The sequence below is a fragment of the Gimesia fumaroli genome, assembly GCF_007754425.1.
GTDB lineage: Bacteria > Planctomycetota > Planctomycetia > Planctomycetales > Planctomycetaceae > Gimesia > Gimesia fumaroli.
This window is the reverse complement of sequence record NZ_CP037452.1, coordinates 5086588-5104743: the sequence shown is the minus strand read 5'-3', so window position 1 is coordinate 5104743 and position 18156 is coordinate 5086588. Positions and strand designations below refer to the sequence as shown.

The 18156-nt window shown below is 50.2% G+C and carries 12 protein-coding genes; 9 read left to right on the top strand and 3 right to left on the bottom strand.

From position 1 onward, the window contains the following. Positions 1-3: 3 nt before the first annotated feature. Together Enr17x_RS19355 and Enr17x_RS19350 are read right to left on the bottom strand one after the other, a co-directional pair. Entirely contained in the window at positions 4-1725 is a 1722-nt protein-coding gene (locus Enr17x_RS19355; protein ID WP_145311365.1) for an SMP-30/gluconolactonase/LRE family protein, read from the bottom strand. Between the two features lie 58 nt (positions 1726-1783). Continuing rightward, positions 1784-2614: a DUF5077 domain-containing protein gene (locus Enr17x_RS19350; protein ID WP_145311364.1), complete on the bottom strand. Its 831-nt coding sequence runs from the start codon at positions 2612-2614 to the stop codon at positions 1784-1786. Between the two features lie 181 nt (positions 2615-2795). Here Enr17x_RS19350 and Enr17x_RS19345 point away from each other — a divergent pair, with 181 nt between their 5' ends. From Enr17x_RS19345 to Enr17x_RS19325, 5 genes are all read left to right on the top strand, one after another. Then, positions 2796-3335, top strand: coding sequence for an NUDIX hydrolase (locus Enr17x_RS19345; RefSeq protein ID WP_145311363.1), 540 nt, complete (start codon positions 2796-2798; stop codon positions 3333-3335). A gap of 101 nt (positions 3336-3436) precedes the next feature. Next, on the top strand, positions 3437-4552 hold the full coding sequence (locus Enr17x_RS19340; RefSeq protein WP_145311362.1) for a pyridoxal phosphate-dependent aminotransferase: 1116 nt from the start codon (positions 3437-3439) through the stop codon (positions 4550-4552). A 161-nt stretch (positions 4553-4713) separates the two neighbouring features. Then, positions 4714-6408 carry a serine/threonine protein kinase gene (locus Enr17x_RS19335; protein ID WP_145311361.1) on the top strand — a complete coding sequence of 565 codons (1695 nt, stop codon included), beginning with the start codon at positions 4714-4716 and terminating at the stop codon, positions 6406-6408. Positions 6409-6597: 189 nt separating this feature from the next. Then, complete coding sequence (locus Enr17x_RS19330) at positions 6598-8322, top strand: SpoIIE family protein phosphatase (protein WP_145311360.1); 1725 nt, start codon at positions 6598-6600, stop codon at positions 8320-8322. Positions 8323-8382: 60 nt separating this feature from the next. Then, complete coding sequence (locus Enr17x_RS19325) at positions 8383-10389, top strand: ATP-dependent DNA helicase (protein ID WP_145311359.1); 2007 nt, start codon at positions 8383-8385, stop codon at positions 10387-10389. Here the strand turns inward: Enr17x_RS19325 and Enr17x_RS19320 are convergent. Further along, complete coding sequence (locus Enr17x_RS19320) at positions 10386-10796, bottom strand: hypothetical protein (RefSeq protein WP_145311358.1); 411 nt, start codon at positions 10794-10796, stop codon at positions 10386-10388. The genes Enr17x_RS19325 and Enr17x_RS19320 overlap by 4 nt on opposite strands. Before the next feature lie 371 nt (positions 10797-11167). On the opposite strand from Enr17x_RS19320, the gene Enr17x_RS19315 reads away from it, so the two are divergent. From Enr17x_RS19315 to Enr17x_RS19300, 4 genes are all read left to right on the top strand, one after another. Continuing rightward, complete coding sequence (locus Enr17x_RS19315; RefSeq protein WP_145311357.1) at positions 11168-12340, top strand: serine/threonine-protein kinase; 1173 nt, start codon at positions 11168-11170, stop codon at positions 12338-12340. A 179-nt stretch (positions 12341-12519) separates the two neighbouring features. Next, positions 12520-13431 carry an SGNH/GDSL hydrolase family protein gene (locus Enr17x_RS19310; RefSeq protein ID WP_145311356.1) on the top strand — a complete coding sequence of 304 codons (912 nt, stop codon included), beginning with the start codon at positions 12520-12522 and terminating at the stop codon, positions 13429-13431. Between the two features lie 69 nt (positions 13432-13500). Beyond that, positions 13501-16986 (top strand): PVC-type heme-binding CxxCH protein, encoded by a 3486-nt coding sequence (locus Enr17x_RS19305; RefSeq protein WP_145311355.1) that lies wholly within the window; start codon positions 13501-13503, stop codon positions 16984-16986. A 141-nt stretch (positions 16987-17127) separates the two neighbouring features. Then, positions 17128-18156 carry a hypothetical protein gene (locus Enr17x_RS19300; protein WP_145311354.1) on the top strand — a complete coding sequence of 343 codons (1029 nt, stop codon included), beginning with the start codon at positions 17128-17130 and terminating at the stop codon, positions 18154-18156.

Below are 18156 nucleotides of genomic sequence, written 5' to 3'. Positions count from 1 at the left end.
TGCTTATTTCAGGTGCTCCTGAAAGAACTGATCCATGTCTACGACCATGTCGTTGAACCACGGCAGTTGATTCCAGCAACCATGTTTCCCGTTGGGATACACTTTGACGCCGGTTGTGACGCCCAGCGACTTCAGTTTTTCACGTGAGGGGGCATTTCGTTCTGGATGATCATGCTCTCCCATCATAAATAACAGCGGGGGTGTCTTCTCGGAAAGATGCAGATAAGCATCACTCAGTTCGTATAACGCGGGTGCTTCATCGATGGTTTTTCCCAGCCATTGATTCGAATTGGATTTCTGGGGACTCTTACGAGAGCGTTCCGCGACCGAGCCTGAAGCCATCTGCATTGGCCCGGCCATCACAATCGCTGCCTGCAGAGCGGAAGACTGGTCCTGGTGACCGGCGTCTCCCTGCAATGCGTTAACATGTGGTGCCGCCGCCATGAGTCCGACCAGGTGACCGCCGGCAGAACCTCCCACGGCACCGATCTGCTGTGGATTGACGTGATACTGTTTTGCTTTCCCCCGTAAAAACCGAACGGCGGCATTACAGTCCTGAATTCCTGCGGGAAACTTTGCTTCATGTCCCAGGCGATACCCAACGGCCATTGTGACATAACCCCGTTCTGCGAGTGCAATCGCCAGAGCGCGGAACTTGGCTTTGTCTCCATTCAACCAACCGCCGCCATGCACGACGACCACAGCGGGGAACGGGCCGTTCCCTTTGGGCACGAAGATATCAGCCAGTAATTTACGCGGTCCGGCCTGGCCATAAACTACATTCAAATGAGGGGTGACCGAATCCGGCACACTTGTCGCAGGGCGTTTGGAACTGGTTTTCTTCGTCGGCTCGGAAGCGGGTTCCGGCACACAGCCGTAAGCATTCATCCGTTGACGATATAATCCGCCAAAGCCGGTGATGTAGAGCGAGCGCAGGTCCTGGTCACCGAACGCACAGTTAATAGGACGAGTCGGCGTATGAATTTTGGCCAGTAGTTTGCCTTGGGGATTCCAGATCCAGATATCCGCAGGGCCTGCACAATAGACGTTGCCCGCACGGTCCACAGTCATGCCGTCGGCTCCTTTATCTGGCCCCGAATCCATTTTCGCAAATAATTTCCCGTTGGCGGTAACGCCCGGCTTGGTCACGTCATAAGCCCAGATCTCTTTTGGGACATAGGCGGCAACGTAGAGCGTCTTTCCATCGGGTGAGAGGATCAAACCGTTGGGTGTTTTGATGTCGTTGATGGCGACGGACTGCTTCCCTTCAGGAGAAATATAGATGACTTCTCCCTGGCCTGTGAGTGTGTAATAGATTCCCCCATCTTGATCAACGACCAGATCGTTGGGGCGGCGGGGAGGCTTGGTGTCTGCTGGTTGACCGGCAATTCGGGTTTTCTGTTTCCCCTTCAACACACTGATCTGGCTGGCGCCATTGTCTGACAGATACAGTTTGCCGTGATTGAAATAACTGGCGCTGATTCGGCCGGCATCATCCAGGAAAACCGAGACTTTGCCGGAGCGGGGATGATAACGATATAGTTTGCCCCCTTTGACGTCGGGGAAATACAGATTGCCTCCTCCATCCCAGGCAGGGCCATCCGCCAGTCCGAAATCGGTGGCGATCGTTTCCAGGGGAGAGGAAGTATCAACGATTGAATCGTCGGCGGTGCCGACCTGGTTCAATAACACTAGCGATAAGAGAAAAAGGGCGAGCTGTTTCATAAATCGTTCCTAAAGTCCGGTTCAAAGGTGTAAGAAAATTTGGCTGTTTTAAAATCTGTTATTGTCTGACAAGGCGGATTTGTCGTACGTCCATTACTGCATTTTTCGCTTTTGTAACTGGTCTCACCTGGAGTGACTGCACGCCGGTTTGATTGATCTTGAGTTTTCCAATGTGACGTTCTTTAAAATTCTGAAAGTGGCCGGTCTCTTCCACGGTAAATTTTAGCTTTTGGTCATTGACTGAAACTTGAACTTCACTACCTCCCTGTCCGCGGCCGCAGCCTTGCAGCAGATAAACATCAAATACACCGGGTGTTTTCAGATCCAGTTTCCATTCACACCAGTCGTTTTCATTGGCCCAATAGCCGACCGTATTTTTATGAGGCTGCGGTTCGTAGCGTAGCAGCGTTCCATGTACGACTGCGTCCTTCGCATCCAGAACGATCTGCTGATCGGCAGTCTCTGAAATGACGCTCGGTTTTACAGGCAGAGTGGGTGCCTCTTTGAATTCAACGATCACGGTCACTGGTGGCGTCAGAGATTGAGGCAGCAGAATTTCCCATTCCTCAATGCCCGGTTTCAGGGTGAGCGGTTTCCTGGCAGTATCGCCTGAAAGGTAAATCGTTTTCACGCGGTTGTTCATCCGGGGGATTGTGACGCTTTTCGGGGACTCGGAATCAGAGAGTTTCAGTTCTAATCCCAGTGGAAGTGCACTGATGGTTCCCCAGCTTTTTTTGATGGGAAAGTGTTTCTGGTCTGCCGTAGCGGCAAATTTCGTAGCGGCTTGAACTGAGTGTCCGTGGCAAAAACCGATTGAGGCCCCTACAATCAGCAGCATAGAAAACCGGAAGGCAAAATATCGGGTGAACCTCAACGTCAAGTTGTGCATCAAAACAGTGCCTCTTGATTGATGTTGAAAAAGTGAGTCAGTGAAATTAATCTCCATTCTTGATGATCTCAATCAGTAGATCAATCGATAAGCAAGTGATTGGGGCAGTTCACCATCAGAAACCTCTACTGTCGTTTTATGGACTGGCGAGAAAAAACCGCTAAAGTATAGAAAGACATCGATGAGCGACGAAGATCAGACGATTGCTGAAGCCCGTTTCATAAAATTAATCAAACGCGGGCGCTGGGAATTTGTCCAACGCGTGAATTCAACCGGCGTTGTCTGTCTGTTTCCACTCACACAAGAGAACGAAGTAATTCTGGTCGAACAGTTTCGGCCCCCCGTTAATGCTCCGGTGATTGAGTTTCCTGCAGGACTAGCAGGAGACATCGAAGGACAGGAACAGGAAGCGTTCGAGACAGCGGCTGCGAGGGAACTGCTCGAAGAAACAGGCTATGTCGCACAGACCATGCTTCCCCTGGGGGCCACCGTTTCTTCTGCCGGTCTGACTGATGAAGCCGTTGAGTTCTTTCTGGCGCTGGATCTCAAAAAAGTTGCGGACGGAGGCGGAGATGAATCGGAAAAGATCACCGTGCACGCGGTTCCTTTCTGTGAAATCGAGTCATGGTTACAGGCCGCACAGAAACGAGGTTGTCTGCTGGATGCGCGGATTTATGCCGGCTTGTACTTTTTATCAAAACACATTCACGAAAACCGCTGACCGGTATCCTTCTTTCAGAATCATTTTCGAGTTATAATCAGTGTGTCAGTCCACTTTGATCTGACATCCCACAGCCCTATCAGAAAAAGAACGTAAATCCTATGAGCGAAGAATGGATAGCCGACCGCATGCATCTGATTGATGCCTCAGGAATTCGAAAAGTATTCGATCTGGCGGCAAACATGAAGAACCCGGTTAATTTGAGTATCGGACAGCCACACTTTGATACTCCTGATACTATTAAGGATGCTTTATGTCAGGCGGTCCGAGACGGAAAAAATGCTTATAGCCAGACGCAGGGGATTGCGCCATTAATTGAGAAAATACAATCACGGGTCGACGCCGAATATCATCATGCAGATCGCCAGGTCTTTATTTCCAGTGGTACCAGTGGCGCATTGATGCTGGTTTTGAATGCCCTGGTCAATCCGGGGGATGAAGTGATTGTCTTCGATCCTTATTTTGTGATGTATACACATCTGACGCGGGTTGTCGGTGGCAAACCGGTTTTTGTGGAGACCTATCCAGATTTCACGATCGATATCGAAAAAGTACGTGCTGCCATTACCGATCGCACCAAGCTGATTCTGTTCAATAGTCCCAGCAATCCGACCGGTCATGTTGCATCCGAAGCAGAGACGCGTGCTCTGGCAGAACTGGCGGCGGAAAAGAATATCGCACTGGTCAGCGATGAGATCTATCGTTCCTTCTGCTACGACGAGTCGTTTATCAGCCCGGCTGCTTTTAATGAGAAAACGATTGTGATCGACGGGTTCAGTAAGTCACATTCGATGACCGGACATCGACTTGGCTTTGTGCATGGCCCCAAGAGCGTCGTGCAACAGATGATTAAGCTACAGCAATACACGTTTGTCTGTGCGCCGCATCCGGTGCAATGGGCGGGGCTGGCGGCACTGGAATGTGACATTTCAGATCGGGTAGAAGAATACCACGAGAAACGTGACCTGATGCGGGATCGCTTATCAGACAAATTCGAAATTGCCGGTGCCGGCGGCGCTTTCTATATGTTCCTCAAAACACCGTGGGGAACGGGGACCGAATTCTGCACCGAAGCAATCAAAAATAACCTGCTGATTATACCCGGCAATGTGTTCAGTAATCGTGACACACATTTTCGAATTTCCTATGCGCAGGAGAATCCGGTGCTGGAGGAAGGGGCCGCAATTCTGAATCGTCTGGCAGACCGCAAAATGTGAAAAACCGGGCCGAAAGTCTGTTGTTTTTCTCTCCACAGTAAGTTTTTTGCGACAATTGAAAACTTTCTCTATACCTCAAAGGGTATCACCTCTATTATGGAGAGTGTGTACTTCTTTCTATCAGGTGATAAACGACTTACGATACTGCCAGACAACAACTTATGCCATCTGACAAACGACGCAAAAAGATCAGACCGGTCTCGGCTGGAGCGACCGGAGAAAGTTCCCCGCCGCCCTCAAGCCAGGGAAAAGGAGTACGTACGCAGCAGGCACCGGGCATTGAGGACTCTGATTCCACTCAGGAAACGATTTATCAAACCAGCGAAACTCCTCGGACCTCGGAGAAGGGGCCCTCAACGAATCTCATCGGACGGCAGTTAGATGATTTCAAGATACTGAGAAAGTTGGGGCAGGGCGGAATGGCCACCGTTTATCTGGCCGAGCAGGTCTCTCTCAAACGTGAAGCCGCCATCAAGGTAATGCACAACGAACTGATGAGTGATGAAACGCATGTCAGACGTTTTGAACGCGAGGCAAAAGCAGCCGCCGGACTGACGCATCCGAATATTGTTCAGGTTTATATGACGGGCGATTTTGAAGGCACGCATTACATCGCACAGGAATATGTGCGCGGGATCAATTTAAGAGAACATCTCGCCCGCAATGCTCCCCCCGATTGTACGTTGATTTTGCGGATCATGCGACAGGTGACCGCGGCATTGAATGCTGCTGCGGAAAAAGGGATTGTGCACCGGGATATCAAACCCGAAAATATCATGATTACGTCCCGGAAACTGATCAAAGTGGCCGACTTTGGCCTCGCCCAAATTGCACAGTCGGACGAACGCGTCGAACTAACCCAGGTAGGCACCACGATGGGTACGCCTTTGTATATGAGTCCGGAGCAAGTCAACGGCAAGCCGCTTGATCAGCGGAGTGATATCTATTCGCTGGGGGTCACGTGCTATCATCTGATTTCCGGGCGTCCGCCCTTTCATGGAGAAACCGCACTTTCGATTGCCGTCAAGCATTTGAACGAGCCACCGCCGTCCTTGTCGAAACGCCGACCGGACCTTCCTGTCGAGCTCTGCGATCTTATCCATCGCATGATGGAAAAAGATCCAGATAAACGTCCGGCGAATGCGGCTGAGCTGATGCAGGCAATTAAGAAAATTCCGGAACAGCCTTCACTGAAGCAGGGGCGAAACTGGACATCACTGATTCCTTTTCAGAGTAATCGGGGATTTCAGAAGCAACTTCTGGCGTTCATTTTGGCATCACTCTGTCTGGGAGGTGTGGCGGCTGCTATCGGTTGGGTGAATCGCCCCGGTGATCCATTGAACGCACCGTTCCAGGAGCAGGCAGGCGGGGAAGCAGTCGAGAGTATCATTCCCCATGAAAAAACGGCGATAGCGCAGTTCTTTCTTGCGATGCGATTGAAAGATAAAGAAGAAGCCTGGAAGGCAGTCATCAACTATGAGCCTGTAAGTGCAGTTTACAAAAACATTGCTCAGATTCGTTTAGGTATCTTATTGATCAAACCAGATCGATATGACGAAGCTAAGGCCATTTTTCAGGAACTGGCAAACTCGGGTCAGCCAAAATATGAAGTAAATGGTTATGCGGGGTTGATGGCGCTGGAGAGTATTAATGGAAATGCGCGGGGGGCTCAGGATATCTGGGATATCCGAGTACGAGATCATGTGAATGATCTGGATGCGGGTTTGATCGAATATGTCGTAACGGCGTTAGAGGAGAATCAGATTGCTCTGAAAGCGGATGAGGTCGATAACAGCGAGTTTATTCGCGACCTCTCCAATTTCGATGATGAGGAAGTTAGATCCCCCGGCCCTTGAAAGCCCCGGCTAGACCTGAGGGAAAACCGGGGTGAGTTCTGACAATCTTCCGAGCTCCAGTCGAGGAGAGATGTCTTTTCGTGAGCAATGACCTATAATGATTGCAGGTTCAGCTTCGTTTGAACGGCGCCCCAGACAGGAGCGTCAATTTCGTTTCTCAGGCCAATTTCAAAACATTTGGGCACAGCGGTGGCGATTTTACAAATTTTAAAAGGGAAAGTTCCCGAACAGATTATCGAACTCAGTGGCGATCGGGTTATCATGGGCCGGCATCCCAACTGTGAGATTGTGCTCGATAATGTCGCTGTCAGCCGCTATCACGCCCAGATTCTGGAAAGTCACGGCTTCTTCTATCTGGAAGATTTGCACAGCCGCAACGGGACCCTGTTGAACGGAACGGTCATTGAGGGCCGCACGGAATTGCACGAAAACGATACGATCAGTATCTGTGATATTCAGATGCAGTTCCTGTTAGACTATCAGGATTCGCCGGATTTCCTTGACTCGGCCATTCAACAGACGATGGAAGTCAGCAATCAGAGCTTGAAACAAGGCTCACATGTCGTTGCCTTGGATGGGGGATCTCATGAAGGTGTACTGGATGGCTCCTCGATTATCAGCCAGCTTGATCTAAACAGCAGCAGCCAGTTGCGAATCAGTGTAAAGCCGGAAGTCAAACTGCATGCAGTTTTGGAAATCAGTCAGATTCTCAGTCGTGCTTTGAAACTGGATGAGGTGCTGCCTCGTATTCTGGATGGTCTGTTTAAGATCTTCGCGCAGGCGGATCAGGGTTTCATCATGTTGCAGAGCCCGGAACGGAAGAAACTGGTAGTGAAAGCTACGAAAGCCCGTCGTGCGGAAGATGAAGATTCGATCCGGATCAGTACGACCATCGTACGCCAGGCAATCATGAGTGGTTCTGCCATTCTGAGCGCCGATGCTGTCGAAGACGATCGCTTCAAAATGAGCGAGAGTATTACCTCACTCCGTATTCGGTCGATGATGTGTGTACCACTGGTTTCCCAGGGGGGCGACATTCTGGGAGTCATTCAAATTGCGAGCCGCGATATCGGTCAGCAGTTTAACAAGGACGATCTGGATGTGATGGTGGCGATTGCACAACAGGCGAGCCTGGCGGTTGAAAATGCCAAACTGCATGAGGATCTGGTCAAACAGCGAGACATTGAGCGCGATCTGGAATTTGCCCATCAGATTCAGTTAGGACTGTTGCCGCACAGCCGTCCAAAATTCAAAGAGTACGAATTCTTTGATTACTACGAGTCAGCACAGAGCGTGGGCGGCGATTATTTTGATTATATCCAGCTTCCGAATGGGAAACTGGTTGTCACCTTAGGCGACGTGGCGGGCAAAGGTGTTCCCGCGGCGATTCTGATGGCACGGCTTTACGCTTCTGCACGCTATCAGGTGCTTTCCCGAAATACTCCGGAAAAAGCCTTGGGCGAGTTAAATGCGGAAATCGCATCCAGTGGAGTCGGACTGCGGTTTATCACGTTCGTGTTGGCTGTGCTTGATCCGAAAAAGCATACTGTTTCGATTGTTAATGCAGGACATATGGCGCCGTTGCTCCGAAAAAGTGCCGACGGAACCGTGGAGCCTGTGGCGCAAGAGAAGTCCGGCATGCCATTGGGTGTGATGAAGAAACAGACGTTTCATGTCGAAACGATTTTGTTCGAACCAGGGGATACTCTTTTGTTTTACACGGATGGAGTCACGGAAGCGATGGACCAGAAGAATAACCTGTATCATAAAGATCGTCTGGTGAAATATCTGAAGTCGGGGCCAGATGAGGTTGAGCCGCTTGTGAAAGGTCTCTTGTCTGATGTCGAGCAGTTCCAAAACGACTCCACGCAAAACGACGACATGTGTGTTGTCTGCTTTCGTCGCAAGAAATAAAACACTCTCTCAGAGACCGCTCAAGGATTGGCTGGTCTCATTCAGGCACCCACTCAACAGATGAGGCCCACTTTGACAACCGATGTGATTTCAATTCTCGGCAACGAAGGCAAAGTCGCTCAGAGACTCGAACGTTACGAGCATCGTCCCGAGCAACTGGAAATGGCCGAAGCCGTCGCACAGGCGATTGAGCAGAAAAACCATTTGCTTGTGGAAGCCGGAACCGGGGTCGGGAAAAGTTTTGCCTATCTGGTACCTGCAATTCTGGCGACCTGTAAACAGAATGAAACCCGCTCGGGAAAAGATCGCAAACGACTGATCGTCTCGACGAATACGATCAGCCTGCAGGAACAGTTGATCAACCGGGACATCCCGTTTTTGAACGCGGTTCTCCCAGTTGAATTTTCGGCGGTGTTGGTGAAAGGTCGTTCCAATTATATGAGCCTGCGTCGCTTGAAAGGGACCGTCGATCGAGCCAGCAGTACGTTTTCGCGGGAAGACGAATTAAGTCAACTCGACCAGATAGTGCAATGGTCGCGCAAGACCAGTGACGGCAGTCGGGCGGACCTGGAATTTCGGCCTCTTCCCAAGATCTGGGATGAAATCCAAAGCGAACACGGGAACTGTCTGGGGAAACGGTGTCCAACGTACAATGACTGCTTCTATTATCGGGCACGCCGTCGTGTCTGGAATGCGGATGTGCTGGTTGTGAATCATGCTCTGTTTTTCTCCGATCTGGCGATTCGCCGTGAAGGCAGCAGCATCCTGCCTGATTACGACACAGTGATTCTGGATGAAGCACATACGATTGAAGCGGTTGCCGGCGATCATCTTGGTCTGTCCATTACCAACAGCCAATTCGATTACCTGTTTAACAAACTCTATAACGACCGAACTCAGAAAGGCCTGCTGCTGCACCACAATCTGATCGATTGTCAGCAGCATGTCACGCGTCTGCGATTTATGGTCGAAGATCTGTTTGATCATTTACTGGAATGGCAGTCGAGTCAGGGCTTGTCGAATCGACGTATTCGGCAGCAACCACCGATTGAGAATGCGGTCACGCACGAGATGAAGTTACTGGCAGCGCAAATTTCCGAGTATGCATTTTCACTCAAGAGTGAAGAAGAAAAAATTGAACTGCAGGCGGTCGCCGAACGCAGTTCTGCATTGGGAGATGCGCTGAACAGCTGGCTTACACAGCAGGCAGACGGCGATTCGGTTTACTGGGTGGAAGTTTCGCGAGGACGAACACAGCGGGTCAAAATGGTGAATGCGCCCGTCGATGTTGGGCCGGTGCTTCGTGACGAACTGTTCAATCAGGCGAACACCGTGATTTTGACCAGCGCCACACTGGCGGTCGGCGATCAGGATTTCAGTTTCACTCGCTCTCGGCTCGGATTAACACAGTGCGAAGAACTGAAGCTGGGGAGTCCGTTTAATTATCGGGAACAGGTCCGCCTGATTTTGCCCGGATCGATGCCCGATCCTGGTGAGGCACCAGCTGCCTACGAAGCGGCGGTGGCCGACAAATTAAAACAGTACATCGAACAGACAGACGGTCATGCGTTTGCACTGTTTACCAGTTATAAAATGATGACGCAGTGTGCCGATCGAATCAGTGGCTGGCTGCAGGAACATAATCTCGCTTTGTATCTGCAAGGCGAAGGTCTACCGCGTTCCTTAATGCTGGAGCGGTTTCGGAATAATCCCCGGGGGGTATTGTTTGGCACAGACAGTTTCTGGCAGGGGATCGACGTTCCCGGCGATGCGCTCACGAATGTGATTATTACCAAGCTCCCTTTCAGTGTGCCCGATCATCCCCTACTCGAGGCCCGGGTCGAAGCGATTCGCAGTCGAGGCGGAAATCCATTTATGGATTATCAGATTCCCGAAGCGGTGATCAAACTCAAGCAGGGGTTCGGCCGGTTGATTCGCTCTGCCAGTGACCAGGGGCAGGTCGTCATTCTCGACCCGCGGGTACGCACGAAACGTTATGGTCAGAAATTTCTGGACAGTCTGCCTGACTGTACGGTGATCATTGATCAGGAAGAGGATTTCGATTAATCCGAGCCAAAAATGATATCGCTGCTGCAGTAAGATCCGCCGAAGTTATTAGCCAATGTGACGACCTGATCCAGTCCGTCTAAAAACAGATTGCGACTCAGGTCGGTCAGGGGATGTAAAAATAGAGACCAGAGCACGCCATCACCAATCGCATAGCGTGCATCAAGGGAACGGTCAAAGTTGGCTTCCATGACTTCCCATAAATCATCTTCATCCAGGTCTTCTTCTTTCAGGATCGGCGTCATGATCCGTACACGGTCGTGGATTTCATCAACAATCAGAAACAGAACCCGCTTTTCATATTCCACTTTCCAGCAGCCGGCTCCTGTCTCAAGGATGGTGCTCACTTCTTCTACCAACTCTGAAATCGATTGCGTGTTCAACGCCGTTTTTATTGTCGCAATCATTGTCCTACTCCTTGAACAAATAAACCCACTGATTGAAATCCTGGACCGACTTGCAGAAGCCAGAGTAATCGAACCTGCTATACTGGTATTCTGTCTAAACCATTACTTTCAGGATGTCAGGCCTTTTCTTGCTTCAAAGATCTGCTACGATTCCTGAAATCGGACCGATTTCAATATTCCTCACATCTCTATTGTTTAGCAACTCGCTTCAAAAAAGCAACATTTTTTTTGATACCTTGCCGAATTCTATTTTTTTGAAGATGGGAAATCTTTGAATTCGGATTAAAATCAACACAGTTTCTCACTCGATTTTTATATCTGATGCAGACAAATACCGGATGAGATTATCATCCTGTTCATGCGGAGTTCCTTTGACGAACCACGACTCAACAAAACCAGGTCACTTGGCAGAATTAGAGAAGCAATATCAGGATTTGCTCAATAATAATTTTCTGCAATGGAATAACCGCCGGACGTTTTCACGTTGCCTTGGAGTCGGAGGCCAGGGGGTCGTTTATTTGAGTGCGCGCGAAGGTGCCGATGGTTTCAATATTCCGGTGGCACTCAAACTCTTTTCTCCTAAACGCTATGACAATGCGCGTGCTTACCAGACCGAGATGGGCCGACTGTCTCAGGTCGCCGCCCGTGTGGCACGGGTTCAGGAAAATCATCTGGTCGCCGTACAGAATTTCGTCAGGCGGAAGCAGATCTACATTATGGAAATGGAATGGGTCGACGGCTATGACTTGCGCAGCCTGTTAACGCCGGCCACGTTCAAACAGATTCGTGAACAGGTGACGTTGCGTCGCTGGAAAAACATCAATAACAATGTTTTTACCAAGGGAGTGCAGCAACCCCGTTTAAAACCGGGCATTGCCGTTGCCATTCTTCGTGAGTGTCTGGCAGCTCTGGCAGCACTACATCGCAACGATATTATTCACTGCGATATGAAACCCGCCAACATCATGCTCAAACGTAGTGGGAATGCGAAGATTATTGATATCGGTTCGGCCATCGATTTGAATAATCTGCCATCCAATCAACCCTGTACGCCTACCTATGCAGCACCGGAAGTCCTTTCAGGCGAACGGGCCACACCGCAATCTGACCTTGCCAGTCTGGGATACATTCTGATTGAAGTCATAACCGGCTTTCAGCCGTTTGCGAATTTGAAATATGCCCAGTTGATCAAAGCCAAACAAAATATCCTGCAGCAGCTTCCGCAGTGGTTTCCCGATGAAGAGTTCGCATTAAGTGAACCGTTAATGAAATTGATTCATCGCCTGGTGCATCCCAACCCTGCCGAACGTTTTGCCAGCGCCGAAGCCGCGGATCTGGGGGAGGACGGTGCCGCCGAGTTCCATCGATTACTCGTGAAGAGCGATCTTCCCAGTGATTACGAGAATGAACTGCGGCTCTGGATTGAGGAAGTCGAAACCGATTATTTTGACGAAGGACAATTTACCGCCGATCCTGACACAACGGTGTTCACTACTCGCGCCTGGCAGGACCAGGATCTGGATGAATTGTCCGCGGAATCCTGATTTATTCCGGGGTACGCGGATATCTTTACAATGCTTATAAATGCAGACGCTGTGCATCCGGTTTTGATCGGCTTTTCCCCCTGATTTTTTCGCAATCCTGATTTGCCGTTGCCCTCAAGGCCTGCTATTTTAGATAGATACAACATCATTTGCTCTCAATCATCATCAGAGGTCCTTCCGTGAAAAAGCGTCTCACCTTATTTCTGCTTTTGTTTGTTTTCATCGCTTCGTCAGCCGTGTCTGCTACCCCGCCGACATTTGAATTAAAGTCAGGTGATCGGATTATCTTTCTGGGTAATACCATGATCGAACGGGCCCAAAAGTTTGGAAGTTGGGAAAGCCTCTTTCTACGAAGTTTTCCGAAAGCAAAACTTTCATTCCGAAATCTGGGATGGAGCGCGGATACCGTCTGGTCTGATTCACGCGGCATTTTTGATCCCCCGGCTGCCGGTTATCAGCGGATGCTCAAACAAGTCAAAGATTTGAAACCGAATGTGATTCTACTGGGTTATGGAGGCAATGAAGCATTTGCCGGAAAGCAAGGATTGCCAGCATTTCAAAAACAGTTGAATCAACTGATCAACGATTTGAAGCCAACGGGTGCCAGACTGATTCTTGTCTCCCCCCATCGTTACGAAAATGCAGGCCACCCACTGCCGGACCCTGCCAAACACAATCGGGATCTACAGCTCTACTGCGATCTGTTGCAGGAGACCGCTGCCGCAGGAAATCATTATTATGTCGACCTGTACTCTGAGCTAATCCCGGAACCTGCAGGCAAGCCCGGACTCAAGCTGACGACTAACGGGATTCACTTGACCAAAGCCGGCTATCAGAAAGCGGCTGAATTGATTGCAGCCGATCTCGACTTAAAACCGATTACATTATCTCCTTCTGTTGAGCAGGAAGTGAGTCAGTTAACATTCGATAAAAACCGTGAGTACTTTTACAACTGGCGACCGCAAAATATCACTTATCTGCTGGGCTTCCGCAAACATGAGCAAGGCCAGAATGCCAAAGAACTGCCTCAGTTCATTCCGCTGATTGAAGAAAAAGAGGCGACCATCCACCGTCTGGTTTCCACCCAGTAACTGGAATCAATGGTTCTTTGCATACGAAATTCTTTCCGACCTGTTTTTGATCTCTAAAGGATCGTTCCCGTGATAAATCAAGCCGCTCTTCCGCTGAAACGCATTATTTCCGGTTCACTTTCACTGCTCTGTCTGTTGACTAGTTCCACTCTCTGGGCACAGCGTGATCTGACTGATATTCCTCCCGCCGATCCCGAACTCGAACGGAAGTCGTTCAAGTTTGCAGAGGGTTTCGAAGTCAACCTGTATGCCGCTGATCCCCAAATCGCCAAGCCGATACAGATGAATTTCGACGCGCAAGGCCGACTCTGGATTGCCGCATCGGAAATTTATCCGCATATCAAGCCAGGTGAAAAAGCCAACGATAAAATTCTCGTTGTCGAAGATAAAGACGGTGATGGCACTGCAGACAAAACAACAGTCTTCGCAGACGGTCTGTTGATTCCGACCGCAGTCATGCCTGGCGATGGTGGCGCTTATGTCGGAAACAGTACAGAACTGCTGCATTTGAAAGACACGGACGGAGACGGCAAAGCCGACGTTCGCAAGACGGTACTCGCCGGGTTCGGAACCGAAGACACGCACCATATTTTGCACACACTTCGCTGGGGACCGGGGGGCCACCTTTACTTTAATCAGTCGATTTATATTCACAGTCATATTGAAACACCGCACGGCGTTCGTCGGTTAAACGGGGGCGGCATCTGGAAATATCGTCCCGAAACGATGGACCTCGAAGTCGTCATGCGCGGCATGGTCAACAGTTGGGGCCATCATTTTGACCGTTGGGGCCAGTCGTTCGCCACCGATGGAGCGTACGGGCACGGGATCAATTACACGTTTCCCGGCGCTGCCTTTGTGACAGCAGTCGGCATGGATCGGATTCTGAAAGGATTGAATCTCGGCAGTCCCAAACACTGTGGCCTGGAAATTCTCAGCGGCCGCCATCTGCCTGAGGACTGGCAGGGGAATATGATCACGAACGATTTCCGCGGCCATCGCGTCTGCCGCTTTGTGGTATCGGAAAATGAAGCCGGTTATGTTTCTCGCGAACAAGTTGAAGTCATCAAAACCGACCACGTCGCGTTTCGTCCGATTGATGTCAAGATGGGACCCGATGGCGCGATCTACATTGCCGACTGGTACAACCCGATCATTCAACACGGCGAAGTCGATTTCCGCGATCCCCGCCGGGACCATACCCACGGTCGTATCTGGCGTGTGACCTATAAAGGCAAGCCGACGTTGCCTCGACCAAAGCTGGTCGAAGCGACCAATCAGGAATTGCTGGATGCATTGAAGCTTCCTGAAGAGTGGACCCGTCAAAACGCCAAAAATGTCTTGAGGGAACGGGGACAGGACAAAGTCGAAAAAGACTTAGAGACCTGGGTTGCCAATCTTGATCCAAAAGACCCGCAATTCGAACACAATCAACTCGAAGCCCTCTGGGTGGCACAATGTATTAACAGTGTGCAGCCTGAACTGCTGCAGAGTTGCCTGAAATCAAAAGACGGCAGAGCCCGCGCCGCCGCGATCCGTGTTGCCCGGCACTGGAAGGATAAACTTTCCAACACTTATGAGCTGATCGCACCGCTGTCCGGTGATCCACATCCGCGAGTGCGTCTGGAAGCGGTCCGAGCACTTTCGTTTTATGATCGACCGACTGTCTTGACTGATGCATTGCAGGCTCTCGATCAGCCCGTCGATGAATATCTGGACTACGCGCTCTGGCTGACCACGCGCGAAACGAAATCGATCTGGCTGCCTCAGGTGCTGGAAGGGACGTCTTCACTGCAAAAAACGCCGAAGAAACTGTTGTTCGCATTGACTGCCGTCAATTCGCCTGAAGTGGCACCGGTGATTACAAAACTGATCAAAACCGGACAGATCCCTGATAGCGAACTGCAAACCAGCCTGAACCTGATCGCCAAATTTGGTAACGCCAAAGATTTGCAGCAACTGTTTGCACTCGCCTTGAAAACCGATACCAAACCGGCTCAACAGGCCGCCATTCTGCGGACGCTGTCGCAAGCATTTCAAGCGAGAAAAGTGCGACCGGCGGGTGACTTGAGTTCGCTGCAACAACTGTTTACTTCGAAAAATCTGTCTGTGCAGCAGGCGGCCATCGATTGTGCCGGGCTCTGGAAAATCGAAGCATTGCAGGGACCAATTCGCGAACTGGCACAATCGGATCAGACCTCATTAGCACTGCGAAAATCGTGTCTCTTTGCATTAGCCCGCTTTGGAGGCGTGGAGAATCAAGATGTTCTCGAGAATCTGAGTATTGACGGTGATTCACAAGATCTTCGCATTGCATCTGTTGCCGCACTGGCAGAGATGAATCTTAATCTTGCTGCCAAACAAACGGTGAGCTTGATGAAAGAGATTACCGCGTCAGATCAGCTTTCCGCGCTGTCGAATATCTTCCTGCAGCGTAAAGGGGGCGCTGGAGTGCTTGTTAAGGCTCTGAAAGGGAAGCAGATCGCGAAAGACGCCGCCATTCAACTGGGGCGATTGATTCAGTCAACCGGACGATCTAATCCGAATCTCGCTAAAGCAATCGCCGTTGCCGGTGGTTTATCCAGCAGTGGTGCACCAAAACCAGTAAAACTGTCTCCGAAAGAGATGGCAGCCATCGTCAATGCAGTCAAAACCAAGGGAGACGCTCATCGCGGCGAAGCCATCTTCCGCCGTGAAGATCTATCCTGCCTTAAATGTCATGCCATTGGGGGCGCCGGTGGCAAAGTCGGTCCTGATATTATCAGTCTTGGTGGTAGTGCGCAGCTGGATTACATCGTAGATTCCCTGTTAGACCCGAACAAAGCCGTCAAAGAAAATTATAATGCAGTGACTGTGATTACCGATCAAGGGAAAGTTTTCTCCGGGGTTCTGGTCCGCCGCACCGACAGCCAGTTGGTACTGCGAGATGTAAATGATCAGATCATGAATGTTCCACTGGATCAGATTGACGAAGAAGTCCCAGCTGCCTCACTGATGCCGGTTGGGTTGCTCGACAAACTGACTCAGCAGGAATTGATCGACCTGGTTCGCTTCCTGTCGGAGCTTGGTAAAACGGAAGCTTATACCGTTGGCAAAGATCGCGTCGTACGTCGCTGGCGCGTAATGAAAGGGACGCCGGAAGCCATGCATGCCATCCGCCGTACCCGACATGCAACCGCTGCTACGGAAAACCCTGCGTTTGTCTGGGAGCCCGCATACAGCCGCGTGGACGGCAGCTTGCCTGTTAGATCGTTCGACGAGATAGGAAAACTGCACGTTTCCAATCGTGCCAGGGGTGCTGCGTTTGTCCGTTGTGAACTTGAAGCGACTTCGCCTGGCAAAACGATTCTGAAATTCGATTCCGTCGATGGTTTAAAAATGTGGATCGGCGAAAAACCGGTGGTTCTCAAACCAGAGACCGAACTGGAACTCACCAAAGGCAAGCACCGTTTGACTTTCTCCATTGACCTGACTCCCGAACGGGACGTGCTGCGTCTGGAGTTGCTGGATGCCCCAAACTCACCGGCTCAAGTCGCGATTGTGAACGGAAAGTGATTGTGTCTCGATCACAGTAGAACAAATTGACTAGACAGGAATTCATAGGGACAATTGACCTTGATCTAGATGTGCGTATATTGGAGACGTCGATTTTGCGCTTTCCCTGACCGTTTTTCTGTTGAATTCAGGTGATTTTCAGTGAGTACACCAGCTCCCCGCCGCCGTCATCGTCGTCGCAAACCGAGAAGTACCGAGGAAGGAGAGATTTCTCCTCGCAGACGAAAGAAGCCTACAGACAGCAGGGGAAGTAGAAAGAAGAACGTTAATAATATTTTTATCGTCAAATCGATAGTGGCTGTCATTGCGGTCTTTGCAGTTATCGTCGGGATTTTCTTCTTTGACTGGAGAGATATCGGTGTGTCAATCGGGATGGAACGGTCTCCTGAGAAATTATTGTCAGATCTGAAGTATTATCAAAAAAAGCAACTAAATTTAATTGCCTCTTTTCAAGATAAAGAACATGCGAAAGCGGCAATTCCTCAACTGAATAAGGTTGCAAAAGAACTCGCGAAGATTTCTGCTGAATACGATGACTGGCATACCATTGAAGAAGATGATGAGATCCAAGAGCATCTGAAGCTCGCGCCAGAAATCCGCGAAAGTATGTCTAAAATAGCTCGGGAAATTAGTCGATTACGCTCTAAGCACCAATTTCTTCTACGAGAAGAAATAAATCGTCTCCAGGGAAATACTGCTTTTAAATCCTATGTGACTCAATTAGTAGGTAACGCAAGAAGCGCAGGTGGGAAATATGCCCAAAAGCTGAGGCTGGAAAAAGCGAAAGAAGGTGCCTATAAACACGGGTATTCCTCTGTGACAGAGAATACGAAACTGACACAAGGGATGCACCTGCAGGGGATCAGTGATCAATACGATTGGGAAGATTGTGTTGTCAGAGCCGTAAACCAGGACGGTACTGTTCGAGTCAGCTTTCATGACCAAACCACCCAAGAAATATTCGGCGAAGGGTCTGCATACTTTGACAAGAAGCTGGAACGCGATCAACTGCGGATTCCCGATGGTGTCGGAGCCATTCAGGTTCAACAGAATCCGGCGCCCTCCAGGACAGGCCGACGCATTGAGGGAACAGCAAAACGTCCCGACGTTACAGGAAAACGTATCCTGTCACACCCACCTGCCAAACCTCGCTCAGATCGCTCTTTTTGA